Annotated in this window: 31 protein-coding genes; 26 read left to right on the plus strand and 5 right to left on the minus strand. The window is 64.1% G+C overall.

What is annotated here, in order from left to right:
• Positions 1 to 54: 54 nt before the first annotated feature.
• The 3 genes from B2G71_RS03850 to B2G71_RS03860 all read right to left on the minus strand — a co-directional run bounded on the left by B2G71_RS03850 (position 55) and on the right by B2G71_RS03860 (position 1,704).
• Positions 55 to 327, minus strand: a complete 273-nt coding sequence (locus tag B2G71_RS03850; RefSeq protein ID WP_010240151.1) for a hypothetical protein — start codon at positions 325 to 327, stop codon at positions 55 to 57.
• Positions 328 to 538: 211 nt separating this feature from the next.
• On the minus strand, positions 539 to 1,003 hold the full coding sequence (locus B2G71_RS03855) for a DUF411 domain-containing protein (RefSeq protein ID WP_066761567.1): 465 nt from the start codon (positions 1,001 to 1,003) through the stop codon (positions 539 to 541).
• Entirely contained in the window at positions 1,000 to 1,704 is a 705-nt protein-coding gene (locus B2G71_RS03860) for a class I SAM-dependent methyltransferase (protein ID WP_066761569.1), read from the minus strand. The genes B2G71_RS03855 and B2G71_RS03860 overlap by 4 nt, the downstream gene beginning before the upstream one ends.
• 133 nt (positions 1,705 to 1,837) lie before the next feature.
• Between B2G71_RS03860 and B2G71_RS03865 the strand changes: the two genes are divergently transcribed.
• From B2G71_RS03865 to B2G71_RS03905, 9 genes are all read left to right on the plus strand, one after another.
• Entirely contained in the window at positions 1,838 to 2,134 is a 297-nt protein-coding gene (locus tag B2G71_RS03865) for a hypothetical protein (RefSeq protein WP_066761572.1), read from the plus strand.
• A 3-nt stretch (positions 2,135 to 2,137) separates the two neighbouring features.
• The gene (locus B2G71_RS03870; RefSeq protein WP_008603940.1) at positions 2,138 to 2,572 is read left to right on the plus strand and encodes a periplasmic heavy metal sensor; all 435 of its coding nucleotides are present in this window, start codon (positions 2,138 to 2,140) and stop codon (positions 2,570 to 2,572) included.
• A gap of 6 nt (positions 2,573 to 2,578) precedes the next feature.
• Complete coding sequence (locus B2G71_RS03875) at positions 2,579 to 3,139, plus strand: sigma-70 family RNA polymerase sigma factor (protein WP_066761573.1); 561 nt, start codon at positions 2,579 to 2,581, stop codon at positions 3,137 to 3,139.
• 55 nt (positions 3,140 to 3,194) lie between these two features.
• Positions 3,195 to 5,003 carry a copper resistance system multicopper oxidase gene (locus B2G71_RS03880; RefSeq protein ID WP_066761574.1) on the plus strand — a complete coding sequence of 603 codons (1,809 nt, stop codon included), beginning with the start codon at positions 3,195 to 3,197 and terminating at the stop codon, positions 5,001 to 5,003.
• Positions 5,000 to 6,313, plus strand: a complete 1,314-nt coding sequence (locus B2G71_RS03885) for a copper resistance protein B (RefSeq protein ID WP_066761575.1) — start codon at positions 5,000 to 5,002, stop codon at positions 6,311 to 6,313. Before B2G71_RS03880 ends, B2G71_RS03885 begins: the two co-directional genes overlap by 4 nt.
• A 24-nt stretch (positions 6,314 to 6,337) precedes the next feature.
• Positions 6,338 to 6,856 (plus strand): nuclear transport factor 2 family protein, encoded by a 519-nt coding sequence (locus B2G71_RS03890; RefSeq protein ID WP_082924209.1) that lies wholly within the window; start codon positions 6,338 to 6,340, stop codon positions 6,854 to 6,856.
• A gap of 27 nt (positions 6,857 to 6,883) precedes the next feature.
• The gene (locus tag B2G71_RS03895; protein WP_009823988.1) at positions 6,884 to 7,615 is read left to right on the plus strand and encodes a PepSY domain-containing protein; all 732 of its coding nucleotides are present in this window, start codon (positions 6,884 to 6,886) and stop codon (positions 7,613 to 7,615) included.
• 230 nt (positions 7,616 to 7,845) lie between these two features.
• Positions 7,846 to 8,517, plus strand: a complete 672-nt coding sequence (locus B2G71_RS03900; protein ID WP_009823986.1) for a DUF2231 domain-containing protein — start codon at positions 7,846 to 7,848, stop codon at positions 8,515 to 8,517.
• Positions 8,518 to 9,224: 707 nt separating this feature from the next.
• Positions 9,225 to 9,596, plus strand: a complete 372-nt coding sequence (locus tag B2G71_RS03905) for a hypothetical protein (RefSeq protein ID WP_098104451.1) — start codon at positions 9,225 to 9,227, stop codon at positions 9,594 to 9,596.
• Between the two features lie 41 nt (positions 9,597 to 9,637).
• On the opposite strand, the gene B2G71_RS03910 is transcribed toward B2G71_RS03905, so the two are convergent.
• Both B2G71_RS03910 and B2G71_RS03915 read right to left on the minus strand, forming a co-directional pair.
• Positions 9,638 to 9,892 (minus strand): AlpA family transcriptional regulator, encoded by a 255-nt coding sequence (locus B2G71_RS03910; RefSeq protein WP_206049321.1) that lies wholly within the window; start codon positions 9,890 to 9,892, stop codon positions 9,638 to 9,640.
• The gene (locus B2G71_RS03915; protein ID WP_230279345.1) at positions 9,855 to 10,571 is read right to left on the minus strand and encodes a hypothetical protein; all 717 of its coding nucleotides are present in this window, start codon (positions 10,569 to 10,571) and stop codon (positions 9,855 to 9,857) included. Before B2G71_RS03915 ends, B2G71_RS03910 begins: the two co-directional genes overlap by 38 nt.
• A gap of 143 nt (positions 10,572 to 10,714) precedes the next feature.
• Here B2G71_RS03915 and B2G71_RS03920 point away from each other — a divergent pair, with 143 nt between their 5' ends.
• Genes B2G71_RS03920 through B2G71_RS04000 form a run of 17 tightly spaced genes read left to right on the plus strand, consistent with a single transcriptional unit; the run spans position 10,715 to position 25,702 of the window.
• Positions 10,715 to 11,044, plus strand: coding sequence for a hypothetical protein (locus B2G71_RS03920; protein WP_098104453.1), 330 nt, complete (start codon positions 10,715 to 10,717; stop codon positions 11,042 to 11,044).
• 31 nt (positions 11,045 to 11,075) lie between these two features.
• Positions 11,076 to 11,363 carry a type IV conjugative transfer system protein TraL gene (traL, locus tag B2G71_RS03925; RefSeq protein WP_006834208.1) on the plus strand — a complete coding sequence of 96 codons (288 nt, stop codon included), beginning with the start codon at positions 11,076 to 11,078 and terminating at the stop codon, positions 11,361 to 11,363.
• A gap of 12 nt (positions 11,364 to 11,375) precedes the next feature.
• Positions 11,376 to 11,945 carry a type IV conjugative transfer system protein TraE gene (locus B2G71_RS03930; protein ID WP_098104454.1) on the plus strand — a complete coding sequence of 190 codons (570 nt, stop codon included), beginning with the start codon at positions 11,376 to 11,378 and terminating at the stop codon, positions 11,943 to 11,945.
• Positions 11,942 to 12,757 (plus strand): type-F conjugative transfer system secretin TraK, encoded by an 816-nt coding sequence (locus B2G71_RS03935; protein WP_098104455.1) that lies wholly within the window; start codon positions 11,942 to 11,944, stop codon positions 12,755 to 12,757. The genes B2G71_RS03930 and B2G71_RS03935 overlap by 4 nt, the downstream gene beginning before the upstream one ends.
• On the plus strand, positions 12,757 to 14,073 hold the full coding sequence (locus tag B2G71_RS03940; protein WP_098104456.1) for a TraB/VirB10 family protein: 1,317 nt from the start codon (positions 12,757 to 12,759) through the stop codon (positions 14,071 to 14,073). The genes B2G71_RS03935 and B2G71_RS03940 overlap by 1 nt, the downstream gene beginning before the upstream one ends.
• The gene (locus tag B2G71_RS03945) at positions 14,070 to 14,942 is read left to right on the plus strand and encodes a DsbC family protein (RefSeq protein ID WP_098104457.1); all 873 of its coding nucleotides are present in this window, start codon (positions 14,070 to 14,072) and stop codon (positions 14,940 to 14,942) included. Before B2G71_RS03940 ends, B2G71_RS03945 begins: the two co-directional genes overlap by 4 nt.
• Positions 14,939 to 15,511 (plus strand): hypothetical protein, encoded by a 573-nt coding sequence (locus B2G71_RS03950; RefSeq protein WP_098104458.1) that lies wholly within the window; start codon positions 14,939 to 14,941, stop codon positions 15,509 to 15,511. Before B2G71_RS03945 ends, B2G71_RS03950 begins: the two co-directional genes overlap by 4 nt.
• Complete coding sequence (gene traC / locus B2G71_RS03955) at positions 15,508 to 18,051, plus strand: type IV secretion system protein TraC (RefSeq protein ID WP_098104459.1); 2,544 nt, start codon at positions 15,508 to 15,510, stop codon at positions 18,049 to 18,051. Before B2G71_RS03950 ends, traC begins: the two co-directional genes overlap by 4 nt.
• The gene (locus B2G71_RS03960; protein WP_098104460.1) at positions 18,048 to 18,428 is read left to right on the plus strand and encodes a hypothetical protein; all 381 of its coding nucleotides are present in this window, start codon (positions 18,048 to 18,050) and stop codon (positions 18,426 to 18,428) included. Before traC ends, B2G71_RS03960 begins: the two co-directional genes overlap by 4 nt.
• Positions 18,421 to 18,807: a type-F conjugative transfer system protein TrbI gene (locus tag B2G71_RS03965; RefSeq protein WP_240530002.1), complete on the plus strand. Its 387-nt coding sequence runs from the start codon at positions 18,421 to 18,423 to the stop codon at positions 18,805 to 18,807. Before B2G71_RS03960 ends, B2G71_RS03965 begins: the two co-directional genes overlap by 8 nt.
• The gene (locus tag B2G71_RS03970; protein ID WP_098104462.1) at positions 18,804 to 19,325 is read left to right on the plus strand and encodes a S26 family signal peptidase; all 522 of its coding nucleotides are present in this window, start codon (positions 18,804 to 18,806) and stop codon (positions 19,323 to 19,325) included. Before B2G71_RS03965 ends, B2G71_RS03970 begins: the two co-directional genes overlap by 4 nt.
• Before the next feature lie 23 nt (positions 19,326 to 19,348).
• Positions 19,349 to 19,960 carry a type-F conjugative transfer system protein TraW gene (gene traW / locus B2G71_RS03975; protein ID WP_098104463.1) on the plus strand — a complete coding sequence of 204 codons (612 nt, stop codon included), beginning with the start codon at positions 19,349 to 19,351 and terminating at the stop codon, positions 19,958 to 19,960.
• The gene (gene traU / locus B2G71_RS03980) at positions 19,957 to 20,970 is read left to right on the plus strand and encodes a conjugal transfer pilus assembly protein TraU (RefSeq protein WP_098104464.1); all 1,014 of its coding nucleotides are present in this window, start codon (positions 19,957 to 19,959) and stop codon (positions 20,968 to 20,970) included. The genes traW and traU overlap by 4 nt, the downstream gene beginning before the upstream one ends.
• Positions 20,967 to 21,719, plus strand: a complete 753-nt coding sequence (gene trbC / locus B2G71_RS03985) for a type-F conjugative transfer system pilin assembly protein TrbC (protein WP_098104465.1) — start codon at positions 20,967 to 20,969, stop codon at positions 21,717 to 21,719. The genes traU and trbC overlap by 4 nt, the downstream gene beginning before the upstream one ends.
• Positions 21,716 to 23,449 (plus strand): conjugal transfer protein TraN, encoded by a 1,734-nt coding sequence (locus B2G71_RS03990; protein ID WP_098104466.1) that lies wholly within the window; start codon positions 21,716 to 21,718, stop codon positions 23,447 to 23,449. The genes trbC and B2G71_RS03990 overlap by 4 nt, the downstream gene beginning before the upstream one ends.
• Positions 23,446 to 24,276, plus strand: coding sequence for a conjugal transfer protein TraF (locus B2G71_RS03995; protein WP_238474057.1), 831 nt, complete (start codon positions 23,446 to 23,448; stop codon positions 24,274 to 24,276). Before B2G71_RS03990 ends, B2G71_RS03995 begins: the two co-directional genes overlap by 4 nt.
• The gene (locus B2G71_RS04000; RefSeq protein ID WP_098104467.1) at positions 24,266 to 25,702 is read left to right on the plus strand and encodes a conjugal transfer protein TraH; all 1,437 of its coding nucleotides are present in this window, start codon (positions 24,266 to 24,268) and stop codon (positions 25,700 to 25,702) included. Before B2G71_RS03995 ends, B2G71_RS04000 begins: the two co-directional genes overlap by 11 nt.
• Positions 25,703 to 25,712 lie beyond the last annotated feature (10 nt).

Raw genomic sequence — 25,712 nt, forward strand, 5'->3', positions numbered from 1 at the left:
CGCGTCAAGGCACGGCAGTCCACGCTGAGTGCGCCTAATATTCAGCGCGTCAAATCAGGAAAACCGGGCCTGGAAAAACCGGTGCAGCGGGACCGCGATGAGTGCGATGTACCAGCCGTAGAGAAAACTGCCCACCGCTCCTGCAAGAAATCCCGACAGGGTCAGCCATTCGAACCATGGCAGCAACGGAGCCCAGGCTTGGTGCATGTGAAACCGCTCGGGTGCGAGGACTCCGAAGGCAATGCATAGGAGGTAGCTGACAAGCAGGAACACGCTGAGCGTCCAGCCCCATGCGAATATCGAGTTCTTGATTGATCCTTTTACCATCGCATTTCTCCCACTTCGTGCGTCCTAAAATTATGCAAACGGAAGGGTCCGGGACCGTCGGGGCAGCCGGCCCCGGACCCAGCGGGATGATCGACAGGCATCTTAGCGCCCGTCCCGGTGTCCCGGGCTTCTGTGTTATTCCCGCGCGATTGTTCTTCAACGAGACATCGCCCTTATTTCTCGCGCGGCCACTGGCGTCAGTTCCTTACAATCACCGATAAGATGCGAAGACGCTCTGTCCGGTCGGACCAAAGGCGATGACCTCATAGGGCTGGATCCGGTTTCCGGCCTCCATGCCGGGCGATCCCAGAGGCATTCCCGGAACCGCTAGACCGGCAACGCCGTCGGGCCGCTCGCGCAAAAGTCGGGCGACGGCTTCGGCGGGCACGTGACCTTCGATGATGTATCCATCGACCTCCATCGTGTGGCACGACCACAATTCTTCCGGTACGCCGCGCGCTGTCTTGATCGCCGCCATGTCGTTGCTATCGACCGATGCCACCTTCGCGTTCATCCCATCTTCAAGATGGCCTGCCCAGTTGAGACAGCATCCACATCCGGGGTCCCTGAACATCGTATAGGTCGCTGCCTGAGCCACGTTCGAACAGGCTGCCAGCACGAGCAAGGCCGCGCCGCTAATCGATCGCCGGAGCAGCGAAGGCTTTTTCAAATTCATTGTGCAATTCCTTTCTTGTATCCGCGCCATAGCGAGATCGTCCCGGTTGCCGTCGGGAACCGTTGGAGCAGGCATGGCTCGGTGAAGATTTCGGCGAATAGTTTTTCGACCTCGCCGTCGGCGCTGGGCTGCGTGTCGCTTATGCCGTCAAGAGACTGGACGGTCGCCCGGAAGAGGCTCCGCATGAGTGGGCTATCCTGCTTCATATAATCGGAGATCAACACGGTTCCGCCTGGCACGAGCAAGCTTTCGATGGTTTCCAGGATTGTCTGCTTCTTGCGCAAGGGGACCTGGTGCAGGACGAGGCTGCTGACGATCTTGTTCGGCTGCCACCCTGCGGGCAGCTTGAGGCTTTCGAGAAAGCCATTGTGCCATTTCACGAGATCGGCTCCCGCGCCAAACTTGCGCCGCGCAAGCGCGAGCGCATCCGGGTCGGGTTCGACACCGATCAGACCCGCTTCCGGACAATCCGTCATCAAGGCCTTGAGAAGAGTGCCGGTTCCGCTGCCAACATCGATCACCCGGTCGCCGGGGACAAGGTGCAGTTCTTCGACAATCCTTTGTCGCCAGAGATGTTCGCGGGTGAACAGACCGATCGCCCGGTCGTAAAGGGGCGTCAGAAAGCTCTTGCCAAGAAGAGGCGTAAATTCGCCGTGATCTTCAGGTGCGGTGATATTGTTCACGAGCTGGTTCCCATTCATCCCGGGTTCGACCCGATTCTGACAGACCCGTCTCGGTTACGTATGGCGCTGGACATTCCCTCAAAAAAAGAAGTTTAAGGGATTGTGCAGGCGAGCGCGTATAGGACACGTGCAACCCACAGGAGTTTTTCGGATGCGTGACAATCACTCTCTTGATGCGGTGCTCGGAACGCTTTCCACCACCGCCGCCAACGAGGTCCCAGCCGACTTCATGGATGGCGTTTGGCAGCGCGCCGGACAGCTTGGCGAAATCGCCGACCGACGCCGCCGGACGGCCCTTTTCGTCGGTCTGTTCGTCGTCGGGCTTGGAGCTGGCGCCGGAACGAGCGGTTGGCCCGGCGGCTATGGCACGTCTTCCGCGTCATTTGGCGAGGGTCTTATCCTCGGCGAACAGCTGTCCCCATCGGCGCTCCTCCATGTGGAGCAATAGGGTTTGAAGACGACGCATATCGTTCTCGCGGTGCTTCTCGCAGCACTTGCAGGATGCCTCGGCGCGATTGCCGCGGATCGCTGGGCCAATCACGAGGCCGGCTCCGGCCTCCACGATTTCGTGCACGACGAGCTCACCCTGACGGCCGACCAGGAGCAGCGTCTCGATGCGCTCGAGGCCCGTTTCGCTGTCGAAAGGGCACGGCTCGAAGGATCGGCGCGCGCAGCCAATGCCCGGCTCGCCCAGGCGATGGAAAATGAGCACGAGTACGGTCCCGAGGTTTCGGCCGCGATCGACGAGGTGCATGCGCGTATGGGCGATCTGCAGAAAGCAACGGTACGGCATGTCTTCGACATGCGTGAAATTCTCGAACCCGAGCAGCAACGCCAGTTCGACCGCAAGGTCTCCGACGCCCTGACCCGCGACCCGCGCGACTGAAGCGCCATGTCGGGGGCGGGCGACAATCCGGATGAGGCCCTTGTCTCGCAGGTGAGGGCCGGTAACAAGCGGGCTTTCAGCAAGCTCGTCGAGCATGAAACCGGTCGGCTTCTCGCGCTCGCGACACGCATGCTTTCCTCTCCTTCTCAGGCGGAGGACGTTGTTCAGGACAGCCTCGCTTCGGTGTGGCTGACGCGCCATCGGCTCGATCCGGACAAGCCGATCGGACCCTATCTGACAACCGTCGTCCTCAACCGCTGCCGGGACCGTTTGCGCAGGCGCAAGGTCGCAGGCTTTTTCGGACTGTCGGGTGATGACGAACTCCATTCCATCGCCGACGATTTGCCGGGTCCTGAAGCGTTGGCCGTTTCCAGGGAAGAGCTCAATCTCGTTCAGGCCGAGATCGCGCGAATGCCTTTAAGGCTGCGCGAAGCGCTTGTGCTCGTGACCATCGAGGGGCGTAGCCAGGCCGAGGCGGCCGATCTTCTCGGAACGACCGAAAAGGCGATCGAAACCCGCGTATATCGCGCGCGCAACAGGCTGAAGGAGCGCTTCGAAAAACTTTGAGGGGTTGGCTGGGCGCGCGCGTAAGTAACGGTAAACGCCAAGTCAGGAGCCCTTTATGATCGCCGTCAATCGACGCAAGTTTCTCGGAGCCGGAGCAGGAGGAATGGGTCTGCTCGGCCTTGCCGGGGCGATGCCTGCCTGGGCACGGGGCGCGGACATCCTCGCAGGTAACGCCCGCAAGGGGCTGGACGAGATATCCGGCCCCAATATCGACCTCACCGTTGCCCGATCGGCCTTCGCGACCGGCAACAGGCGCGGCGGCGCGATCGCCGTCAATGGCACGATCCCCGGTCCGCTGTTGCGTTTGCAGGAAGGCACGACCGTCCGGCTCAATGTCCATAACCAGCTCGAGGAAGATACTTCGATCCACTGGCACGGTCTGCTCGTGCCGTTTCAGCTCGATGGAGTGCCCGGCGTGAGCTTCCCCGGTGTCAAACCGGGAGAGACCTTCACCGCCGAGTTTCCGGTTCGCCAATCGGGCACTTACTGGTGGCACTCGCATAGCGGCCTGCAGGAACAGGCCGGGCATTACGGCGCGATCGTGATCGATCCCGCCGGACCCGATCCGGTTCAGGCCGACCGCGAATATATCGTGGTGCTGAGCGAATTCAGCGCCATGTCGCCCCACACCATTTTCGACAAGCTCAAGAAGGGCGAAGGCTACTTCAACTACAACCAGAACACCTGGACCGACGATTACCCGCTTTCGGGCGAGGATCGCCGGATGTGGGCGAAAATGCGCATGATGCCGACGGACATCCTCGACGTGTCGAGCGCGGCTTATACCTATCTTCTGAACGGCCATGGCCCGCTCGACAATCTGGAATACCTCTTCCGCCCGGGCGAACGCGTGCGGCTGCGCTTCATCAATGCCGGCGCCATGACCTTCTTCAATATTCGCATTCCCGGCCTGCCGATGACCATCGTTCAGGCGGACGGGCAGAACGTCGAGCCGGTGGAGGTCGACGAGTTCCAGATCGGTGTGGCCGAGACATACGACGTCGTCGTGACGCCGGGCGCGCAACAAGCCTACACGCTGGTCGCGGAGTCGATGGACCGCTCGGGCATGGGTATTGCCACACTCGCGAGCGCACCCGGCGCTCGCGCCGCCATTCCGCCGCTGCGCGATCCGCCGCTTCTGACCATGGCCGACATGGGCATGAGCGGCATGGACCACGGCTCGTCTGGCGATGCCGGCATGTCGGGCATGGACCACGGAAGTGGCGGCGACATGGCGGGGATGGATCATGGTTCGTCCGGCCAATCCGAGATGGCAGGCATGGCCGGCATGTCGGGGATGCAGATGCGCGACACGTCGCTTCTGCCGCCCGATGTGAAGGTCGGGCCCGGTCTCGACATGGTCTCGATGAACCCGGTCGACCGCATGGGCGATCCCGGCATCGGTCTCGCCGATGTGCCGCATCGTACGCTCGACTATCGCAAGCTGCGCGCGCTGACTCCACACCGCGAGGGCCGCACGCCGTCCCGGCGAATGGAAATTCATCTGACCGGCAATATGGAGCGCTACATGTGGTCGTTCGACGGCAAGAAGTTCTCCGCCGTCTCAGACGAGCCGATCCGTTTCGCCTATAACGAGCGCGTGCGCGTGAAGCTCGTCAACGACACGATGATGGCGCACCCCATTCACTTGCACGGTCATTTCTTCGAGCTGGTCAATGGCGCGCCGGCCGATCGTCAACCGCTCAAGCACACGGTAATCCTGCAGCCGGGTGGCAGCGCGCAGTTCGACCTGACGGCGGACGAGCCGGGCGACTGGGCCTTCCACTGTCACCTTCTCTACCACATGCATGCCGGGATGTTTCAGATCGTCACGGTCGCCAATCCCGACGGGAGCGAAGCATGAAAATTCGTATTGTCAGCCTGCTCGCATCGGTCGCAGCCGGCTCAGTTCTCGCCTCCCCCGCGGCGGCGCAGCATGCCGGTCATTCGCCGGCGGAGCCGCAGCAAAGCGCCGAGGCGCAGGCTGACGCGAAGACGAAGTGCGAGGAAGAAGCCGAGCGCCACCGCGCGATGGGGCATCCGGTTGCAGATGGAGCATGCGAACCGGCTGCTCAACCTGAAGCCGCCATGGACCGCTCGCAGATGGATCACTCAACCATGGATCATGGTGCGATGACCGCTCAGGATGGCCATTCTGGCATGACAATGCCTGTGGACGCTGCCCGTCCACAGGCATCGCCCGAAAGTCATGAAGGAATGGATCACGGCTCGATGCCGCAGGGCAAGCCCGCCGAAGGCGCGATGGATCATTCGCAGATGAATCACGGCGAGATGGGTCAGGCGGAGGCCAGTTCGTCGATGGACCATGGGCAGATGGATCACAGCCAGATGAACCATGGGGAGACGCCTTCGCAGGACAGGCAGGGCATGGACCATTCGGCGATGCAGATGGGCTCGGACGATGATATCCCGCTGCTGCCGCCTCCTCCAGAAGCAGGGAGCGGCCCAGCGCGCGCGGCGGTCGCCATCTGGGGCGAGGAAGCCATGAACGAAGCGCGCCGCGAGCTTGTCCGCGAGACCGACGGAGGAATGCGCTTCTGGTTTCAGGGCGACCGGCTCGAGTACCGCGCCCGCGAGGGGAAGGATGGATATCTGTGGGACATCCAGGGATATTATGGCGGCGACATCGACAAATTCTGGTTCAAGTCCGAGGGTGAGGGCAGCTTCGGCGAACCCATAGAAGGCGCCGAGGTCCAGGCGCTCTGGAGCCGCGCCATTGCGCCCTTCTTCGATTTCCAGGCGGGTGTTCGCCAGGACCTGACCGGTCCGGAACGCACGCACGCGGTTATCGGTATCCAAGGGATCGCGCCTTACCAGTTCGAGGTCGATGCCGCGGCCTTCGTCTCCACCAAGGGCGATGTGACGGCGCGTTTTGAGGGCGAACTTGATCAGCGCATCACGCAGCGGCTGATCCTTCAACCGCGTGCCGAAATCGCACTTTCCGCTCAGGATATTCCCGAACTCGGCATTGGCGCTGGCCTCGACCGGATCGAGGCAGGTCTGCGTCTTCGCTACGAGTTCGCACGCGAATTCGCGCCCTATGTCGGCGTTTCCCAGGAATGGCGCATCGGCGACAGCGCGGATTTTGCGCGGGCCGCCGGAGAGGATCCGAGCGTCACCAATTATGTCGTCGGTGTGCGATTCTGGTTCTGAAATCTCAAAAAGGATAGAACTTCCATGACCAAGCCTTTGACACGCATCGCGGCGACTGCGCTTGTTGCCACGCTGATACCGCTGCCAGCCTTCGCGCAGCAGATGGACCACTCTTCCCATGCGAACCATCAGATGCACGCGATGGACGCTTCGGCGGACGATGTCGCGGGCGCTGAAGAAACCCTCAAGGCCTATCGCACCGCTCTTGAAGCGCGCGACGCGCAGGCAATGCGCGCGCTCTTCGCCGAGGACTCGGCGATCTTCGAGAATGGCAAGGCCGAAGGAAGCTTTGCCAATTACATGGAGCACCATTTGGGCCCCGAGCTCGACGCGATTGTGAGCTTCACCTTTACCGACCCCACGCTGACCGTCACCCGGATGGGGCACATGGCCCATGCCTATGAGACGTATGGCTATCGCATCGAACTTAGCGATGGCCGGGTGATCGAGCGCGACGGCGTGGCGACATCGGTGCTTGCTCACGATGCGGACGGGTGGAGAATCGTCCAGTACCATTCCTCGTCGCGCGCGCCGCGCAACTGATTACGGCTTTCGAAGAGGTAGCACCGGTTGGCAACGCCGTCGCTGAAGCTGCGCCTGCATGTGCTCGGCAGCAAGATCCACAAATGGCTGGCGATTTTCGTCGGTGTCCAGGTTCTCTTGTGGATGGGAACCGGCGCCCTCATGTCGTTTCTCGACCTGGAAGAAGTTCGCTCCGAACATGTCGTTTCGCGTGAACAAGAGGCGCTGCCCGCCGATGCCCCGCTCCCGGCCTGGGTCGCAAACGACGGTACTCTTGCAGCGGTAACGACACGTTCGCTCGACGGCGATGCCGTGACCGAGGTCCGCAAGGTTGACGGTAGCGTGAGCCTCCACGATCCGGTGACTGGGCGTAAACTCTCCCCCATCTCGGCGGCAACGGCAAAATCCATCGCCTTGCGCGCATGGACCGGGCCGCGCACGACCATCGAGGCCGCACGGATCGTCGATGACCCCATCGGAACCGAGTTTCGCGGCCCTTTTCCGGCCTGGCAGGTCACCTATGCTGACGAGGCTTCGACGCGCATCTACATCGATGCCGCCAGCGGCACGCTCGGGGCGGCGCGCAGCGATACATGGCGCCTGTTCGATTTCATCTGGGGCCTCCACATCATGGACTGGACCGAGCGCGACCGCATCAACAGTTGGTGGCTGCTGCTGTTCGGCATTGGCGGCACGATCATAGCCCTGTCGGGTTTCGTCCTGCTGGCGAACCGGATGCCGAGGCTGCGCCGCCGCGCAAAGAAGAGCAAGCTCGCCTGAGCCCATGGGGCTTATTCGCGTGGGCGAACGCCTTACCCTCGTTCGCCAGGCCGAACGCGGCCAGGAGCCGAATGCGTTCGACGATCGCGATGATGCCGCCAGCAAGCGTGACCACCCGGGCGCACTTCAGTCGCGCTGAACTATCAAATTAATGCGAGGGGCACGCGGCTGCCGTGCGTATCAGGCACATAGGTCGCACTTTAACTGCAGGGTCGGGAGACATACGAGACATGAAAGCCCCCTCATTTCTGGCGCTGCTCGCCGCAAGCCTGCTCTTCGTCGGACCCGTTCAGGCTCATGGCGACGAAAAGCACGGCGAAGAGGCGAGCGCCGCGCCTGCTGCCACCAATGGCGATGTGCACGACCAGGCGGCCATGGCGCAGATGGGCGAGACTGCGGATGCTGGCGAGTCCTCCGGCGCGCACGATGAAGCGGGCGCAGCCCATGACGAGGCCGGTGGCCATGCGGATGAGAGCGAAACCGGCGTCATGGCCGTACTGAAAAAGCTGCATCCGGCAACGATCCACTTCCCGATCGCCTTGTTTTTCATGGCTGCGGCCACCGAATTGTTCGTGATGCGCCGGAAAGGAGCGGGCCTGGAAAGTGCGGTGCGCGTACTCGTCTACGGCGGAGCAATCGGCGCAGTCGTCGCAGTTCTGTTCGGATGGATTCACACCGGTCTGTGGTTCGGCGGCGATACTGTCATGCAAGTCCATCGATGGACCGGTATGCTGATCGCGGTTCTCGGTATTGCGATGGCATACCTCGCGAGCAGGCCGAGCCAGAGCCGCGCATGGTTGCGCGCGTCGATCTTCTCCATGGCGGCACTCGTTCTCATCCAGGGGTTCCTTGGCGGCGAGCTCGCGCACGGACCGGACCATCTTGGCGTTTCGTGGCTCTGAAGGAGTTGAATAACATGCGAATTCTGAAATCGAACACCGCGATAGCATTTCTCGCGACCGCGCCATTGACGTTCGCTCTCGCCGCTTGTGACCAAGCGCAGGAGAGCACACCGGCTGCTGAGGTTTCGCCTATGGGCGAAGCTGCGGTGGTGGCTGGCACGGCACCCGAGGCGGGTCTTGCCGATCCGGCAGCCTCTCCCTCCAAAGATGAGGCAGCGACCGCTCGGGAGGACGCTCTTTCGACAAATGGCGCCGCCACGCCCGCCTCACGGCACGCTGCCTCTCCCGCATCACGCGCAACTGCCACACCCGCACCTCCAGCAACACGCACGCAACCCGCGAGCGAGGCGACCCAGCCGGCCGATCCCCATGCGGGTCATGACATGTCCTCGATGGCCGATCACGACATGGAAGGTATGTGATCGGACGCGTTTCCCGGTGACACGGCTATCCAGGAGATACCCTCGGCAAAAACACAAACGAACATCGCAAGATCAGGAAAGGACGGCCCCGCCTCCCCCCGACGCCCTGCGGGTCGCAGGTGCCCCCAAGGGGCCGTTCAGGAACCCCGCGTGCAAACCAACCCGACGCGCGGGGTTCCGTTTGCCCGGCTTCGCTGTCGCCGTGCCAGGCGCGTCCCGGCATGGCTTTGTGCTATGTGAGCAGCGCGCAGACAATCGCCTCGGTGCTTATGAAAGGAACCGCATATGTCGGAAACGGGAAAAGCCGGTGCGCTGTCGCGCTGGGAAGACGAAGGCGGGGCATTGCCCTGCGGGCCGCAGGAAGCGCTCGCTGCCGATTGTGAGAAATGGGATATTCCGCCACTTTCCGATGCCGAAATGATCCAGTTGCGCATCAGGGTGATCGCCCTTGAGAACATGGTGCTCGGCCTTCTGTCGAAGGCCAGCGCCAATCAGCTGGCAGCAATCGAAGAAATCGCGGAATTCATATCCCCGCGTGCCGATGCGAAGCCGCATCCGCTTACCTTGCACGCTGCCACGCAGATGGAGCATTTTGTCGAACGCGCCCGCCGGCTTCGCGAGGCACCCTCCCCAGCTGATCAATCTACTGCACGGTAGCTGGGCTCTTTCTATTGGTCACAGGGGATACGTCGAGGTGGCTATGTCGAGTGCTTAATACGATCGGCCACCCACCCGTCGATCTCGCTTTCCGCCCACGCAACCGAGTATCCTCCGAGCTGCACAGGCCTCGGAAACTTGCCCTCGGCCATCCAGCGATAGATCGTTGAACGGCCAAGCCCGACGCGGTGCTGCACTTCGGGCAAGCGAACGAGACGCGTCACCCGACGGGGCTCTGTTGCCTCCTTGTCGATCTCTTCACCCACGATGGCCTCCTTCGGTACCGGCGAAGACATCGCCAATCAGGGCGTCCTTGCGTTCAAGCTCGTCGATGTGATCGGAAAGCAGGCGGGCGACACGATGCGCCGTGCCCTTAGCCCAGCGCGGCTTCACATCGTGAACCTGGTTGCCCAGGACACGTTCGAGCGCTGAAGGCAGTTCGCCGGAAAAGTCCTCGAAGAATTGCGCGAGGTCCGATTGCAGCCACGCAATCGCGTGATCGCCGCTGCTGACGAGAAACAGCAGCAAGTGCGCGTGCGGCGCGACGCCGCACGCTGCAAGAATGCGCAAGGCTTCGCCGAGGCTGGCCGACCGTTCGCCGGCAAGGACGCGGCGCAGGGCATCCTTATGGATCTGCGCGTCGCGCGCGATGTCGCAGCGGGCACGGCCGCTGGCTTCGACGGCGGCCAAAAGCAGCCGGGCGAGGTCGGCGCGAACTTGTTGTTCTGCAAAGAGCGCCATGTTGGTCATCGGCGAATCCTTTCCGGTGGAGGTGATCGAATCACCGGCTAAACGCGAAGGAAGCCTGTAGGAAAACGAAAAGAACATTAAGAGAACATAGAGGAAGGAACGAATCAGCTTCCTTCGGTGATTCGCGCGAATTCCGGTCGTGTTCGCGCATATGACGGCACGCTTCGCGCCAAAGCCGGCACAGTCGGCGCTGCAGCGCAATTGGCCGGCGCAAATCCCGGCCATCGCACCTTCAGATGTCGCTTTTTACTTGATCGGCAGCCCCAAAATCCAGTTCCCGATTTCCTACAGCCCGGCTCCGGGAAGAGGAAAGAACATACAGCGAACGCATCGCTGGCTGATGTTCAATTCCTCGAAAGGTTCCATCCATGACCAAGACTGCCCTTCCGGCCCAGCAGCGCACGCTCAACCGTGCTCATGGCCGCGACTACATTCTTCCCGCCTGCGTGGCGCTGGCCTGCGCCGGTGCCGCATTTGCCGGCGCCGACACCACCTTCGACCCCGCGTTGACCAAGTTCACCGACTTCCTCGAAGGCTCGGGCGGCAAGATCATCACCGTGCTCAGCCTTGCGGGCGGTTTGATCGGTCTCGCCTCCGGGCGCTTCTCGCTCGGCCAGGTCGCGGTGCCGGTCGGCGTCGGGATCGGTGTCGGCACCGGCGTGCCGATCGTCACCTCGGTCGTGACCGCGGTCATCTGATCAGCGGATCCGGTCACGACAGGAGGGCGGCATGGCCGACAGGTACCTCGTTCCACGGCGGCTCGACGACCCGGAGCTCATCGGCTTCTGGACCATCGACGAGTTTGCAGGGATTCTCATTCCCTTCGCCTGGGGCATTCTCTCGCAGCATATCTTCATCGGTATCGGCCTGGCCGCCGGGGCCTGGCTTGCCTTGCGGAAGGCAAAGGCACGCGGCGCCGGTTCGGCACTGGTGCATGCTGCGTACTGGTACCTGCCCGGGAGCTTTCTCGGGCTGAAAGCCACGCCGCCCTCCCACTGCCGCCTGCTGGCGGGCTGAGGGAGGCAAACCATGCGAGCAGAATTCGCGCACGAACAGGCGCAGACTTACCTTCGACAACGCAACCGCTTTGCCGTGCTGGCAAGTGTCCTTGGCCTCACCACGCTGGTCAGCCTTGGCGCCGCCGTGACCCGCGACGAGCAGGTTGTGCTGGTGCCGATCACTGCCGAGCGGATCACCGTTTCGAGCGGCGGGATCGACGCGCCCTATCTCGAGCTCGTCACCCGCGACACGGCGCTGATGCTCCTCAACCGGGCACCCGAAAGCCTCGACTACTGGATGGCGAACATTCTGAAGCTCGCCGATCCCGCCGCGCACGGCCGCCTCAAGGCCGAGCTCGTCAGAATCGTCGAGGAACAGCGCGGCTCGGACATCAGCCAGGCCTTCGTGATCGCGGAAATGCATGTCGATCCCAAGGACCTGACCTCGACCGTTACCGGCACGCTCAAGACTTTTGTCGGCGCGCAGGTGATCGCGAGCCAGCGCCGCTCCTTCCGTTTCCGCTGGGCGAAGCGTGGCCTCAGCCTCGCGCTCGCCGGCTTCGAGCAACTTCCCACCGATAAGGAGGAACCCGGCCAATGAGCCTTCTCCCATCTCCCCTCGCTGCTGCGCTTGCCGGAACCGGCCTTGCCTGTTTCGCGATCGGCGCGACACGGCGCCCCGATCACGGGCTCAAGCTGACCGGCCTCGCCTTCCTTGCCTTCGCGCTCGCGCCGGTCCCGGCACATGCCGACCAGTTCGTCGAAGCGGCCGACAACGCGACCATCGACTGCGAACTCGCCCGCGGCGAACTCACCCGGATTGCGCTCATCGATGACGGCTTTGCCAATGTCTCGAAGATCGCGAGCGGCTTTCCCTACAACGATTTCCAGGTGACGCACGAGCCGGTGCGCGGAGACATCTATATCTCCGTGCCCCCGCAATTTGCCGCTGCCCGGGTCAGCTTTTTTGCGACCAGCAAGGCGGGCTATGTTTACAAGTTCGCCTGCCGCCTCGGCGGCGAAGAAGCGCCCCAGCTCTTCATCACCAATCCCGCGCTCGCTAAATCCGCAGCTACCGAATGGGAGACCGAGACCGGACTCGAGGGCGCCGCGATCCGCTTGATCGAGGCGATGGCAAGCGATGCCGTCCTGCCCGGGTTCACGGCTCGCGCTGAACTCTCCGCTCCGCGCCGCACCGGCGGGATCGAGGTCCAGCTGGTCGCCGAATACCAGGGCGATGAACTCACCGGACAGCGCTTCCTCGTGCGCAACCTCGGCAAGGAGAGCCTTGCGCTTGGCTCCGAGCGAGAGGGTCCCGCAGGCGCGCTCGCCTTTGCTTATGGCCGCGATGCACTCGCTCCCGGTGAAGCGACCAGTGCCTTCCTTGTCTTTGCCAAGGGAGGGCTCGACTGATGGCCGAGGCAACACAGAAGGACGCCGAAAAGAGGCCTCTGCCGGGCTCGCCGGAAGCGCGTGAAAGCGGACGGCGCAACCTCAATTCGCAGATCGCGCAGCGCCAGAAGATGCTGCTCGCCGGGATCGGGGCCATCGCGCTCATCGGCGGCGGGATGTTCATCTTCGGCGGCGACGGCGACGAGGGCGGCAGTGATGCCAATGGTGCGGCGACGATCGACACCGGCGGCCTCGTCAATCGTAACCTCTCGCAGCGCGAGTTCGTCGCGAGTTACGGTAACCGGCTCGATGCACAAGGCCGCGCGATCAAGGATCTGCAGCAAGCCCAGCTGCCGCGCCCCGAAATCGAGCAGGAGCTCGAAGCCCTGCGCAGCGAGAACGCCCAGATGCGCTCCGACGGCCAGGCGGCGATCGACGCGATCTCGGCCGAGAACGCTAATCTGCGTTCACAGCTGAGCGACGCTGCGAAGGCGCCGGCCGCTGCGCCGCCGCTGCCACCACCACCGGCCTATGGCCCCGGTGTCGGCACCGGCGGGGCTGTCCAGCCTCCGCAAGGAGCACCGGAGGCGCAGGGCGGGCAGCTCAGCCTGATGAGTTTCGGCGCGGAGACGGGCAAGGACGGCAAGCCGCGTGCGGCAGAGACTGCGCCAGCCTTGCTGCTCGAAGCGAGCCGCGATTACCTGCCGCCTAACAGCTACGCACCGGCAACGGTCATCGTGGGCGTCGACGCCTCGACCGGCGTTGCCAGCCAGAGCGATCCGCTTCCCGTGGTGCTCCGGATCACCGGACCGGCCCGCTCGGTGATGCGCGGCAACAAACTGCTCACCACCGACATTACCGGCTGCCTCGTCAATGGCGCGGCGCGCGGCGATCTCTCGGCCGAGAAGGTCTACGTCAAGCTGGTGCGCATGACCTGCGCGCAGCCCGGTGGCCGCTTCGCGGTCAGCGAGGTCAAGGGGTTCATCTCCTTTGCCGGAAAGTCGGGTGTGCGTGGCCGCGTGGTCAGCCGCGAAGGTAGCCTTGTCAGCCAGGCGCTGCTGGCCGGGATCGTTGGCGGCTTCGGGCGCGGATTTTCCGCCAACGCCAACAGCATCTTCACCGGCCAGGTCGGCGCCAACGGTCAGCGCGAGGCGCTGTCGCCGACCGACATCCTCGCCGGCGGCTTTGGCCAAGGTGCCGGCGAAGCCGCCGACACCGTCAGCCGATACCTCATCGAACGCGCCGAACAATACCAACCCGTCGTCGAGATGCCGACCGGCATCGAGGTCGAGATCGTCTTTCTCGACGGCGTCCACGTCAGGAGCCCCTCCAAATGAACTACAATAACCACCGGCCGGGCCTGAAGGCCCGCGCCGCCCACCTTGCCCTTGCCCTTTCGAGCGCCGCCGCCGTGCTGACGCTCGGCGTCTCGGCCGTCACAGCCATGCCTGCGAGCGCCGCCGGCATGGCAAGCGATGTCGCGCAGGCGCTGAAACTGCGGCTGCCCAAGACCCCGATCGATGCGATCAGCTGCGATACGCTTGGCCCCTGGTGCGAAGTCGTCTCGGGCGACACGCTGTTCTACATCGACGAGACCGCCCGCTACCTTTTTGTGGGCCGTCTCTACGACATGGAAGAACGGCGCGACGTGACCGCCGCCCGCCTGCTCGAACTCAATCCCGACCTGCTTGCGGCCGGTGCGGCACGCGTAGCCAGCGACGCGCCGGCGGGACGCGACGAAGCACCGATCCAGGCGGCCGCCAGCCATGTCGACCTCTCGTCACTTCCGGCTGCGGGCGCGATCCACTGGGGCAACCCCAAGGGCGAGCGCCTGGTCGTCTTCTCGGATTTCCAGTGCGGGTATTGCCAGCGCCTGGCGGGCGAACTCGCCAAGGCCAGGGTCCATGTCGAAGAGCGACCGATCTCGATCTTCGGCGCGGCAAGCCGCAAGATTTCCGAGGCGGTGCTGTGCGCGAAGGATCCGCCAAAGGCGCTCCATGCGGCCTACGCCGGCCAGGTGCCGGCGACCGGCAAAACCTGCAAGGACGCCAAGGCGCTCGATGCCAACGAAGCTTTTGCGAGAGCCAACGGGTTTGCCGGAACTCCGGTCATCGTGCGCGCCCGCGATGGGGCGGTGCTTCATGGCTACCGCGATGCCGCGGCGATCCGCCGCTTCGTCGCCGAAGGCAAGGGAGTGGCGCAATGAGCCGGCTTCCGATCCTTCGCACCATGGTGCTCGCTGCGCCGCTCCTTTTGGCCAGTGGCTGCGCCAGCCTTGGCGGCAACGTCAAAGGCAGCTTTGCCTGCCGCGCTCCCGAAGGGACCTGCGCGCCGACTTCCGCGATCGATGCCGGGGCGACCGGCATCGAAAAGGCTGACACGGTTGACGCGCATTGGACGGTGACCCCGACCGGCGAAGCGGTTCGCCGCCTGCAGGTCGTGCTGACAGGCTACCGTGACGCGGCGGGCCGCGACCATGAGGCGCGCGTCGTTCACCTGACGCTGCCCGAACAAGCAGGGACAGGCTGGCGCGCCCCGCAGGGCCGCCGCGAAGTCCTTCGCTCGCTGGCATCGACTATTGCCGCGACGCGCGAGAGCAACCCCGCAACCGATTTCCAACCAACAGACACATTGCCGGAACAGCTGTTCATCCCCTCGCAGCCCGTTCCGGCGATGCCCGGCGCTGACGTGCCGGAACCCGGGGGACCTGGCTCGTTTTCCCCTCCCCGCGAGCCGGTCCCCCACCCTGACATGACCGAAGGAGAGAGCCAGTGACGCTATCCCTTGCTGCCGCGCGCGACGCACTCTCGCGGGGCCTGTTTGCCGACACGGCTCGGCCTGAAAATCCGCAAGCACATTTCGGGCTCGACATGCTCTCGGACTGGCTGCCTTACCGGGTTTATGACGAGGGGGCGAAGTTCTACCGCAATGCCCGCTCGAAGGGCTTCGTGCTCGAAGTCACCCCGCTGATCGGGGCCGACGAACGGACCGGCGAGATCCTTGGCCAGTTCTTCTCCGAAGGTCTGCCGCAGGGCGCCTGCCTCCAGGTCCTGAACTTCGCATCGCCGCGGATCGGCAGCGTGGTCGGCCCCTGGTTCGCTCCGCGCTACGAGCAGGGCGGTATCTACGAGGCGATCGCCAGGGCGCGCACCAGGCGCCTTTACGATCTCGTCTGGAATTCGGGCTCAGCGCATGCGCCCTTCCACGCGCGCAACGTCCGGCTGATCGTCTCGCTTGGCGTGCCGGTGCCCGGCAGCGTGACCGATGCCGAACTCTCCGAATGCCGCGAAGGGTTGATGGGCATGCTCCATTCGCTCGGACTCCACGCGCAAGAGCTGCGCCCGGGCGGATTGCTGGCGCTGATCGACGAGCTCACCTCGCCGACCACCGCGCACGAGACCGCTATCCATGCGTGGAACCCGCATGATACGCTCGATGTCCAGGCCATCCGCCGCGACATCGAGCTCGAGGTCCAAGACGATCGCCTGATCCTCAGGACCGAGCGCTTTCGCGAGACCGGCCGCGACGAAGAGGGCAATCCCGAAGTCGGCGAATGCTATCCCGACCATTTCGACGTGCGGCACTATGCCGTGCGCTCTACCCCTGAGCGCTGGGCACCTTGGGAATGCGCGCGGCTCATCGGCGACATGTTCACCGACAAGCTGCGCTTCCCCTGTCCGACGGCGACCATGCTGTGCCTCGTCTACCCCGACCAGGAAGCCGCATCGGCGCGCGCGGGCTTCAAGTTCATGCGCACGACCAGCCTCAGCCAGACCAAGAGCGCGCGCTTTCTCCCCAAACTCGCCGAACAGTCGGCAGAATGGCGCCACGTTCAGGCAGAACTCCAGGCCGGCAAGAAGCTCGTGAAGCTGTTCTACGGGCTCACCAGCATCTCGCCGCTCGGCCAGGGCGACGCGCACGAACGCATCATCAAGGCGATCTACAAGGCAGCGGGCTGGGATTTGGCAGACGAGCGCTTCCTCCAGCTGCAGGGCCTCGTCGCTGCCTTTCCCCTGAGCCTTGCCGATGGCCTCGCCGACGACATGGCGCGGCTGAAGCGTCTCAAGACCATGCTCTCGACGACAGCGGCACATATCGCGCCGATGCAGGGGGAATATCTCGGCGGCGTGATCCCGCACCTTCTGCTGGTTGGCCGCCGCGGCCAGCCCTTCTGGTGGTCGCCGTTCGAAAACACTGCCGGCAACCACAATATCGCGATCTGCGGCAAGTCGGGCTCGGGCAAGTCGGTGCTGCTGCAGGAACTCTGCGCCGCCTTGCGCGGTGCGGGCGCCAAGGTCGTGGTGATCGACGACGGGCGCAGCTTCGAGCATTCGGTCAAACTGCAGGGCGGACGCTTCGTCGAGTTCACGCTCGCCTCGGGCTTCTCGCTCAACCCCTTCTCGATGATCGACGATGCCCGTGCGCACGAAGACGAGGATTACCGCCTCGACTGCTTCGCCATGATCAAGGCGATTGTCGGCCAGATGGCGCGACCGGGCACTGCACCGAGCGACACCGAGCGCGGACTGATCGACCGGGCCGTAACCGCGACCTGGGAGGCCCTCGGAAGCGGCGCATCGGTCGACGATGTCGCGCATGCACTCCATGGCTCGGAGAGCGAGGCGGGCCGCGATCTCGCCACCGCGATCGCGCCCTTCTGCCGCGGCGGCAGCTATGGCGGGTTCTTCGCAGGCAAGGCGAGCTTCGCACTCGACGATGATTTCACCGTCTTCGAGATGAGCGATCTCGCGTCCCGCGAGGAACTGCGAAGCGTCGTCCTTTCGGCGATCATGTTCATGACCAGCCAGGCGATGACGCGCTCATCGCGGGCGACCAAGAAGTTGCTGCTGATCGACGAGGCCTGGGCCATGCTCAAGGGCGGATCGATGGGTGAGTTCGTCGAGACCTACGCCCGCACCGCGCGCAAATATGGCGGCGCGCTTGCGACCGCGACCCAGTCCCTCAATGACTACTACAAGTCCGATGGCGCGCGCGCCGCGCTCGAGAACAGCGACTGGATGCTGGTGCTCCAGCAGAAGGCCGAGACGATCGCCGACTTCAGGGCGAACGCGCGGCTCGACATGGACGACCGCACCGAAACGCTGATCCGCAGCCTCAAGCGTTCGGGCACCGAGTACAGCGAGGTCTTCATCAAGGGTCCCGAGACCGAGGCGGTCGGCCGGCTCGTGCTCGATCCCTTCTCGGCGACGATCTACTCCTCCGATCCCGACACTTATGCAGCGATCCAGGACTGCGAGCGGCGCGGACACAGCCTCGCCGATGCCATCCGCATCGTGGCGGGAGGCGGACAATGATGGTCTCGCATCTCGCCGACCGGACCCCTCCTGCCAACATCCGCAGCCTGCTGCCGTTCCTGCAAGGGAGCTGCTTCATCCTCATTGAGACCGCGCGCTTTGCCGCGACCTCGCTGCTGATCGTGCTGGGATTGCCGCTCGCGCTGTTCCTGTTCGTTGCGGGCTGGGACCTTGGCGGCCTCTTCACCCAGCTCGCCAATCTGTCGGACCGATATCTCGAAGCCGACGGCCTGCGCCGCAGCCTGTTCAGCCAGGACCTCAAGGGCTGCTTCCTTGTCCTCGCTGGCGCGGTGACGCTGTTTCGCATGCCGCGCTTCCTCAAGCGGCTCGCGGCCGATCTCGACAACCATCCGGCCCGGGAGGCAAACCGTGACTGACACGCGCAGACTACCATCCTTCAATCGCCCGCTCTTGCTGAGAATTCTTGGCGTGCTCGCGCTCGTCGCCGCACTGCTCTGGGTAACCTGGGTCAGCCGCGAGCTTTCCGAGCCGCGCCAGCAGATCGTCACCGTCCGGCTTGCCGAGACCATCGCCGCATTCGTCGATGCCGAAGCGCGCGGGCAGCAGGATCCCGAAGCCAGTCAGGCGCGCGTGCTCGCCTTCCTCCAGGCCTCCGAGCGTGCCGTTGCAGAAATGGGAACCGATGGCCGCGTGGTGCTGGTCGGCGAAGCGGTGCTCGCGGGCGATGCCCCCGATGCCACCGACGAACTGCGCGCACGGATCGCCCGCCAGCTTCAGCAGGGAGGCGGTCAGTGACGCACTTTGCCTCTCGTCTTGTCCGCACGATCAAACGGCCGCTTGTCCTGACCGCGCTGGTGCTGCTGCCGCTCGGATGGGGCGCGGTTGACGCCTTCGCAAAAGACCATGCCTTCCTCATCAACGCTAGCCCGAGCCTGCCCAACTGGGCCTTCTGGCTCGACAAGCATGCGCGGATCGAGCGCGGCAGCCTGATCTTCTTCGAGCCGCCGGCAGGCAGGCTCGTCGAAGTGCATTTCGGAAAAGGCACGCAGCTCTTCGGCAAACGGGTGCTGGGCGTGCCGGGCGATGTCGTGAGCCACCGTGGCCACGAGGTCTTCATCAACGGTCGCAAGATCGCCGCGCGGCTCGATGAGACCCGTCTCGGCATTGCGCTACACAAAGGCCCCGAAGGCCCGATCCCCGACGGCTGCTTCTACACCGGGACCAGCCATCCCCGCGGCCTCGACAGCCGCTACGCCGAGATCGGTTTCGTCTGCCGCGGCCAGATCCTCGGCAGCGGGAGGGCGATCCTGTGAGCAAACTCATCCTCCCCGCAGCCATGCTTGCAGTGCTGCTCTGCCCTGCCGAGGTGCTGGCGCGCGACTATGGGCAGCGCGGCACGGTGTTTCCCGTGATCGAGCGCGACCTCCTCGAGCAGATCCATTCGCGCCTGACGCAGATGGAACGTTCGGGCGAGACCGCGCGGCTCAATGAAGATTTGAAGCGCCGCACGATCGCGCGGGTGAACCGGCCCGACCCCGTCGCCGGGATCGTCCGGGCCAGCGAAGCGCGGCGCTGGCACTTCGATCCGACGATCACGCTCGCTGCCGATATCCGCGGGGCAAAAGGCGAGCTGATCCATGCCGCTGGCACGAGGGTCAATCCGCTCGACAGCGTCGGCCTTCGCGCTGATCTCCTGTTTCTCGACGGCGACGATCCCGACCAGCTCGCCTGGGCGCTCAAGCAGGACGCCAATGCCAAACTGATCCTGGTGAAGGGTGCGCCGCTCGAGCTCATGAAGGCCCGCCAGCGCCGCTTCTATTTCGACCAGGGCGGCAAGCTCACGGAGAGGTTCGGGATCAGGTCGGTGCCTACACGCGTGCGCCAGGAGGGCCGCCTGCTCGAAATCAGCGAAATCGCGCTGCCACCGAAAAGGAGGACAGCCCAATGATGCACTTAAGAAAGCTGGCGCTCGTGCTGGCCGCCATTCTTGGTCTCGCCACCGCAACGCCCGCCATGGCCGATGCCGGTCCTGGTCGCTGCACCGGCAGCTTCGTCAACCCGATCACCGACATCTGCTGGTCGTGCCTGTTCCCGATCTCGATCGGCGGGCTGGACATCTGGCCGTCGAGCCGGCCCGATCCCGACAACCCCGATCTGCCGGTGTGCCTGTGCGGTCTGAGGCCCGGGATCGCGATGGGCTTCTGGGAGCCGGTGCGGCTTGCCGATGTCAGCATGAAGCCGTGGTGCTTCGTGAACCTCGGCGGCATGAAACTCGATCCGGGTTTCGATATCGGCTTTCGCTCGATCTCGGGTCCGTCGGCGGTGGGCGGCGCGAGCCAGTATTATTCGAGCTGGCACGTCCACTGGTATGCCTATCCGCTGATCTACTGGATGGAGATCGTCGCCGATTTCCTGTGCCTGGAATCGGGCTCGATCGACATTCTCTACATCTCCGAGATCGATCCGCTGTGGCAGGATTCCGAGCTTACCGCGATCATCAACCCCGAAGCCGTGCTTTTTGCCAACCCGCTGGCGCTCGCTGCCTGTGCGGCCGACTGCGTCGCCTCGACCGCGAAGCTGCCGATCGACGAGATGTTCTGGTGCGCGGGCTGCCAGGGATCGATGTATCCGATGAACGGCAATGTCTCGGCCAGCATAGGCCACGTCCAGGCATCGCGGCTCGTGCTCTCGCGCTTTGCCTACAAGCTCCACCGCGAACTCGTGTCGTGGGGGACGATGGGGTCCAAGGGACTGTGCGGCAAATATTTGATGCCGGTGATGCGCAAGCAGCAATACCGCTTCCAGGCCACCAACCCAAACCCGGCGACCTCGGGCCGTTACGCCTGCCCGCCTATCGGCGCCTCCACCACCTTTCAATCGGCCGGACAGGTCATCCCCGCCATCGGCGAAGACATGGGATATCTCGTCTGGCGCAAGCGGAACTGCTGCGCGCTATGAACAAGCACCTCCTCCTTTTGCCCGTCGGCCTTGCCGTCACCCTCGGTGGCCTCGCTCTCGCCCAGAGCGCGCCCGAAGGCATCGATCTCGAAGCGATCCGCGAGCGCGCGGCCGAACACGCCGACGATGCGCAGGCGCTCAGCACCAATGTCCGCCAGCGCGCCGAGGCACTGACCGAGGATGCACAGGCTATCCAGGCGCAAGCGCAGGCCAATCGCGCAGCCTATGCGGACAGCATCGAGGCAATCGAGACCGACGCCGTCCTCGACTTCGACGCGATGATCGCGGGGCAAGCTGCCGCCGAGAAGGCATCGCTCGGGGGAGCCCCGCGCTTCATTGCCTTTGCCAGCCTGTCGATGCCGCCCGAGGCGCTGAAAGCACTGGTCCAAGACATGACCAGGGCGGGAGGCGTCACCGTGCTGCGCGGCTTCCCGCAAGGAAACAGCGAGGCGTTCAAGAAGCGTTTGGCTGCCATCTGGAGCACCCGCAACGAGGCCGGTTCGCTCGGGATTGATCCAAGGCTGTTCCGCGCGTTCAACATCGATGCCGCACCGAGCTTCGTCATGCTGAGCACCGAGTTCAGTCCCTGCGATGGGTTCGATTGCACCAGCGAGGTGCCGCCGCACGACCGGATCGCCGGCAACATCAGCGTAGGCGAAGTCCTCGAGACCTTTGCCTCGGGGAAGGGTCCGGGCGCCGAGCTTGCCCGCCTCCATCTGCGCCAGCTCTCCAGGGAGGAACGGCCATGACCGGCAGAACCCTCGCCAATCTCCTTGCGGCACTCGTCGCCCTCACAAGCGCGGCTTCCCTTCACGCTCAGACCCGCGATGAAGCCCGGGCCGATGGGAAAGACTTTGCCACCGAGCTGCTGGGCGAGGCGCGCGATGCCGCAACGACCAATCCTGACGCGGCGCGCGTTCCCAATTTCGATCCGCAAGCGACGCGCGACCTGCAGGATCTTGCGCGCGATCCCGACCAGATCGAGGCCCGCGGACGCAGCGCCGCGACGACCAGCACGCCTATGCGGACGATCCGCGACAGCATGGCCAATCGCGCAAGGTTCGAGCCGAACGAGATCGAGGACGTGATTGCCCGCAGCCTCGCGATCAACGAGACGCCGCTCGACTACACCAGCGGCATGGCAATTTCGGGCCGCCAGGGATCGTGCGTGCCGCTGCCGCCCGGTTCGGGGTCGGCGGGCACATATACCGCAACCTGCAATACGGGCACACGGATCGATCAGTCGGCAGGCCAATGCACGGTCCCGCTCGTCGCCAGGGTCAGCCAGCAACCGCAGTATCATTACCTTTGCAGCCCATTGGGCAGCTTCAACCTGTCAGGTGAGCCGGATTGCGAAGAATTTTCGGGCGCTCTTTGCCGGGTTACCGGACACCGCAATGGTCCTTGCCTACAGTGGGGTTGGTCCGGCGGGCGCAAGTGGTGCACCGAGCCGGGCGATCCGCTTACCGAGCTAACCTGCGACGAAGAGGTCGCAGGACAAACGCCCTACCGGATAACCACCGCGACCACCGTCACAACGACCCCTGACGAAAGCCAGTGCACAGGTCTTGCGGACAATAGCGATTGCACGCTGGACGCAGAGATCTGCACCGATAGCGATCCGCAGACGCGCGTGATCGACGGCGTCTCTGTCACCAGGCCCTGCTGGGAATGGCAACGTAGCTACACCTGCATTGCGCGCGAAGCGGCGACCGACTGCTCCGACCTCGAAAGCCAAGGAACCTGCCGCTTTGTCCGTGAGGAATGCCTTACCGACGAAGACCCTTGCGAGACCTGGGAGCGCATCTACGAGTGTCCGCTTCCCGGTACCGACAGTTCCACCCAGTATGTCTGCGACGGCGATGTCTATTGCATCGATGGTAGCTGCGAAACGATCGAGCGCACTGCGAACGACGAGTTCAAGGATGCGGTCACCGCGCTCCATGCGATGGACGAGGCCCGCGGCCAGTTCGATCCTGAGACGCTGACGCTGTTCCGCGGCACGCGCAACACCTGCTCATCCAAGGTTTTCGGGGTGCTCAACTGCTGCAAGGGCAAGGGCTTCCCACTCATCCCCGGGATCAGCCTTTTGGTCGCGCTTGGCTGCAGCCGCGAGGAGGTGCTGCTCCACGAACGCGATGCGCAAGGGCTGTGCGCTTATGTCGGGACCTATTGTTCGGACAAGTTCCTCGGCGTCTGCCTGACGAAGAAGAAGGTCTACTGCTGCTTCGAGAGCAAGCTTTCGCGGATCCTGCAGGAACAGGGCCGACGCCAACTGCCCAAGCCGTGGGACAAGCCCAAGGAAGAGCAGTGCGAGGGTTTCACGCTCGACGAATTCGCCCGGCTCGACCTCAGCCAGATGGATTTCAGCGAGGTCTATGCCGAGTTCACCGAGGCTGCGCGGCTCCCCGACGAGCTCGAGACCAGCATCCTCATCCAGCAGAAAATCGAAGACTATTACGCAAGGAGTGGCCAATGACGCGCCGCCAATCACTGCCGATGCTGGCCCTCCCAGCACTGGCCATGTGTCTCGCTGCACTGCTTCCCGTTCGGGCAGTTGCCCAGGAAGCGCGCCTGGCAGAGCCAGCTGCGTCAGCAGACAGCCTCTACTGCGAGCAGCGCAGGCTCGGCTATTGGTTCTATTGCGTAAAGCCGGTGCCGGCAGAGGAGCCGCAGATGGCGCAGCCACCGGCCCAGTTAACCGCAACGCAAGAACTCGACGCGGTCACGGGGGAACTGCGCGAACTCAAAGCGCGTGCAATCCTCTATCCGACGCCGGAAAACGTCACCGCCTATATCCGCTTCCAGCGTGCCCAGCTCGACCGGGCTTCGCTGTTCTCCGATGTCTGGCAGCGCGCGATCTGGCAGGATCCCGAGCTCGACTACACGCTCGAACGGCCGGTCGGCGCGCTCGCCAAGAAGCAATGGCAGGACGCGCGCGCTGCCGACCGCGATGCGGTGATGGCCCGGCTCTCCGAGCGCTATGGCCTGTTCTACTTCTTCGCCCAGACCTGCGGCGCTTGCGAAGTGATGAGCCCGATCGTGCGTTCGGTGGCGGACCGCTGGCATATCGCTGTCCGGGCGATCTCGACCGATGGCGGACCGTCCCGGCACTTCCCCGACTACAAGGTCGAAAGCGGCCAGCGGCCGCGCATGGGGCTCGAACCCGGCATCACCCCGGCGCTCGTGCTGTGGGACAGCGTGGCCAGGCGCCCGATCCCGATCGGGTACGGCGTGCTCTCGGCCGACGAGCTGCAGGACCGCATCTACCTCCTCACCTCGAAGGAAGCCGGACATGATTACTAGCATCCGCAATGCGGCGCTCACCATAGCTGCCGCCGGCATGGTCGCGTCCCCCGTCGCCGCAAACGTCGGCGACAGCATGGACCGTTTCATGGACGACATGGGCGCGGCGGCCAATGTCACCGGGCCGAGCGCGTTCGAAGGCCAGTCGGCGGGCTATTACAGCCTCGGCAATGTCTGGACGCGCTTCCCGCAAAAGACGACCAACATCGCCAATCTCCAGCTTCCGCGTGCCCGCGCTGGTTGCGGCGGTATCGATATCTTCGCCGGGTCCTTCTCCTTCATCAACGCGAGCGAGATGGTCGCATTGCTCAAGGCCGTCGCCAACAATGCGGTGGGGTTCGCCTTCAGCCTCGCGATCGACACCGTCTGCCCCGAATGCTCGAAGATCATGCAGGAGTTCAGCCAGAAGGCGCAGCTCATGAACAATCTCTCGATCAACTCCTGCGAGATGGCGCAGGGACTGGTCGGCGGCGTGTGGCCCAAGGGCGATCTCGCCGACAAGGCGATCTGCGAAGCAATCGGCAATTCCGAAGGTATTTTCACCGACTATGCCGCAGCCAAACATGGTTGCGGAACGCGCGGCCAGCGCGCCTCGACCAACGAGGGCGCCGGCGCCGACTATGCTGACGTCAATCCCGGTGTGCCGCGCAATTACACCTGGCACGTCCTCAAGCAGAGCGCCTTCTTTAACCCGGATGGCACCTTCGACCGCGATCTTGCCGAGTATGCGATGACGCTCATCGGAACGGTGATCTACGTGCCGCCCCGCGACGACGAGCCGGGCAAGTTCGTGCCTTTCGCAGGCGACGCCTCCTCGACGCTGGTGACCGCACTGCTCGACGGGACACAGGGCCAATCGGTGCGGGTGTTCCAGTGCGACGAGCCCGACCAGTGCCTCAACCCCACCTTCCAGCAGATGAGCCTCTCGAGCGCAAAGGCGATCCGGCCGCGCGTTGCCCGGCTCATCGGCAGCATGGTCGAGGCCATCCGCAGCGACACAGCGATCGGCGACGAGGAGAAGGAGCTGCTCCAGGTGGCATCGGTGCCGCTCTATAAGATCCTCAACGTTCAGGCGGCCTATGGTCGCGGGATGGCAACCGACGACCGCGACACGCTGGCCGAGATCGCCAGCATCGATCTCCTCTATGCCATTCTAGAACGCATCACCGCAGAGGCTGGACGCTCGATGGCGAGTTTCATTGCGGCCGACGAAGCCAAGCTCGCGATCTGGCGCACTCAGGTTGCCGAGGTGCGATCGAGCCTCGCCCAGCGGCAAGCGACCGGACAGGCGCGGGTCTCGGCGATCATGCAGATCATCGAGAAGACGGCGATGATCGAGAATATGCTCGCTGCCTCGATGTCACCGTCGATGGCCGCCGCGCTCGACTGGTCGCGCGGGATGCAGTCCCGCTCCATCGTTCCATAAGGGTCAGGCA

Source organism: Novosphingobium sp. PC22D (assembly GCF_002556635.1).
Classification (GTDB): domain Bacteria; phylum Pseudomonadota; class Alphaproteobacteria; order Sphingomonadales; family Sphingomonadaceae; genus Novosphingobium.

Coding starts and splice junctions, on each gene's coding strand:
- B2G71_RS03850 (WP_010240151.1), bottom strand. CDS start 327: ATGGTAAAAGGATCAATCAAGAACTCGATATTCGCATGGGGCTGGACG.
- B2G71_RS03855 (WP_066761567.1), bottom strand. CDS start 1,003: ATGAATTTGAAAAAGCCTTCGCTGCTCCGGCGATCGATTAGCGGCGCG.
- B2G71_RS03860 (WP_066761569.1), bottom strand. CDS start 1,704: ATGAATGGGAACCAGCTCGTGAACAATATCACCGCACCTGAAGATCAC.
- B2G71_RS03865 (WP_066761572.1), top strand. CDS start 1,838: ATGCGTGACAATCACTCTCTTGATGCGGTGCTCGGAACGCTTTCCACC.
- B2G71_RS03875 (WP_066761573.1), top strand. CDS start 2,579: ATGTCGGGGGCGGGCGACAATCCGGATGAGGCCCTTGTCTCGCAGGTG.
- B2G71_RS03880 (WP_066761574.1), top strand. CDS start 3,195: ATGATCGCCGTCAATCGACGCAAGTTTCTCGGAGCCGGAGCAGGAGGA.
- B2G71_RS03885 (WP_066761575.1), top strand. CDS start 5,000: ATGAAAATTCGTATTGTCAGCCTGCTCGCATCGGTCGCAGCCGGCTCA.
- B2G71_RS03890 (WP_082924209.1), top strand. CDS start 6,338: ATGACCAAGCCTTTGACACGCATCGCGGCGACTGCGCTTGTTGCCACG.
- B2G71_RS03900 (WP_009823986.1), top strand. CDS start 7,846: ATGAAAGCCCCCTCATTTCTGGCGCTGCTCGCCGCAAGCCTGCTCTTC.
- B2G71_RS03905 (WP_098104451.1), top strand. CDS start 9,225: ATGTCGGAAACGGGAAAAGCCGGTGCGCTGTCGCGCTGGGAAGACGAA.
- B2G71_RS03910 (WP_206049321.1), bottom strand. CDS start 9,892: ATGTCTTCGCCGGTACCGAAGGAGGCCATCGTGGGTGAAGAGATCGAC.
- B2G71_RS03915 (WP_230279345.1), bottom strand. CDS start 10,571: ATGGCCGGGATTTGCGCCGGCCAATTGCGCTGCAGCGCCGACTGTGCC.
- B2G71_RS03920 (WP_098104453.1), top strand. CDS start 10,715: ATGACCAAGACTGCCCTTCCGGCCCAGCAGCGCACGCTCAACCGTGCT.
- traL (WP_006834208.1), top strand. CDS start 11,076: ATGGCCGACAGGTACCTCGTTCCACGGCGGCTCGACGACCCGGAGCTC.
- B2G71_RS03930 (WP_098104454.1), top strand. CDS start 11,376: ATGCGAGCAGAATTCGCGCACGAACAGGCGCAGACTTACCTTCGACAA.
- B2G71_RS03935 (WP_098104455.1), top strand. CDS start 11,942: ATGAGCCTTCTCCCATCTCCCCTCGCTGCTGCGCTTGCCGGAACCGGC.
- B2G71_RS03940 (WP_098104456.1), top strand. CDS start 12,757: ATGGCCGAGGCAACACAGAAGGACGCCGAAAAGAGGCCTCTGCCGGGC.
- B2G71_RS03945 (WP_098104457.1), top strand. CDS start 14,070: ATGAACTACAATAACCACCGGCCGGGCCTGAAGGCCCGCGCCGCCCAC.
- B2G71_RS03950 (WP_098104458.1), top strand. CDS start 14,939: ATGAGCCGGCTTCCGATCCTTCGCACCATGGTGCTCGCTGCGCCGCTC.
- B2G71_RS03960 (WP_098104460.1), top strand. CDS start 18,048: ATGATGGTCTCGCATCTCGCCGACCGGACCCCTCCTGCCAACATCCGC.
- traW (WP_098104463.1), top strand. CDS start 19,349: ATGCTTGCAGTGCTGCTCTGCCCTGCCGAGGTGCTGGCGCGCGACTAT.
- traU (WP_098104464.1), top strand. CDS start 19,957: ATGATGCACTTAAGAAAGCTGGCGCTCGTGCTGGCCGCCATTCTTGGT.
- trbC (WP_098104465.1), top strand. CDS start 20,967: ATGAACAAGCACCTCCTCCTTTTGCCCGTCGGCCTTGCCGTCACCCTC.
- B2G71_RS03990 (WP_098104466.1), top strand. CDS start 21,716: ATGACCGGCAGAACCCTCGCCAATCTCCTTGCGGCACTCGTCGCCCTC.
- B2G71_RS03995 (WP_238474057.1), top strand. CDS start 23,446: ATGACGCGCCGCCAATCACTGCCGATGCTGGCCCTCCCAGCACTGGCC.
- B2G71_RS04000 (WP_098104467.1), top strand. CDS start 24,266: ATGATTACTAGCATCCGCAATGCGGCGCTCACCATAGCTGCCGCCGGC.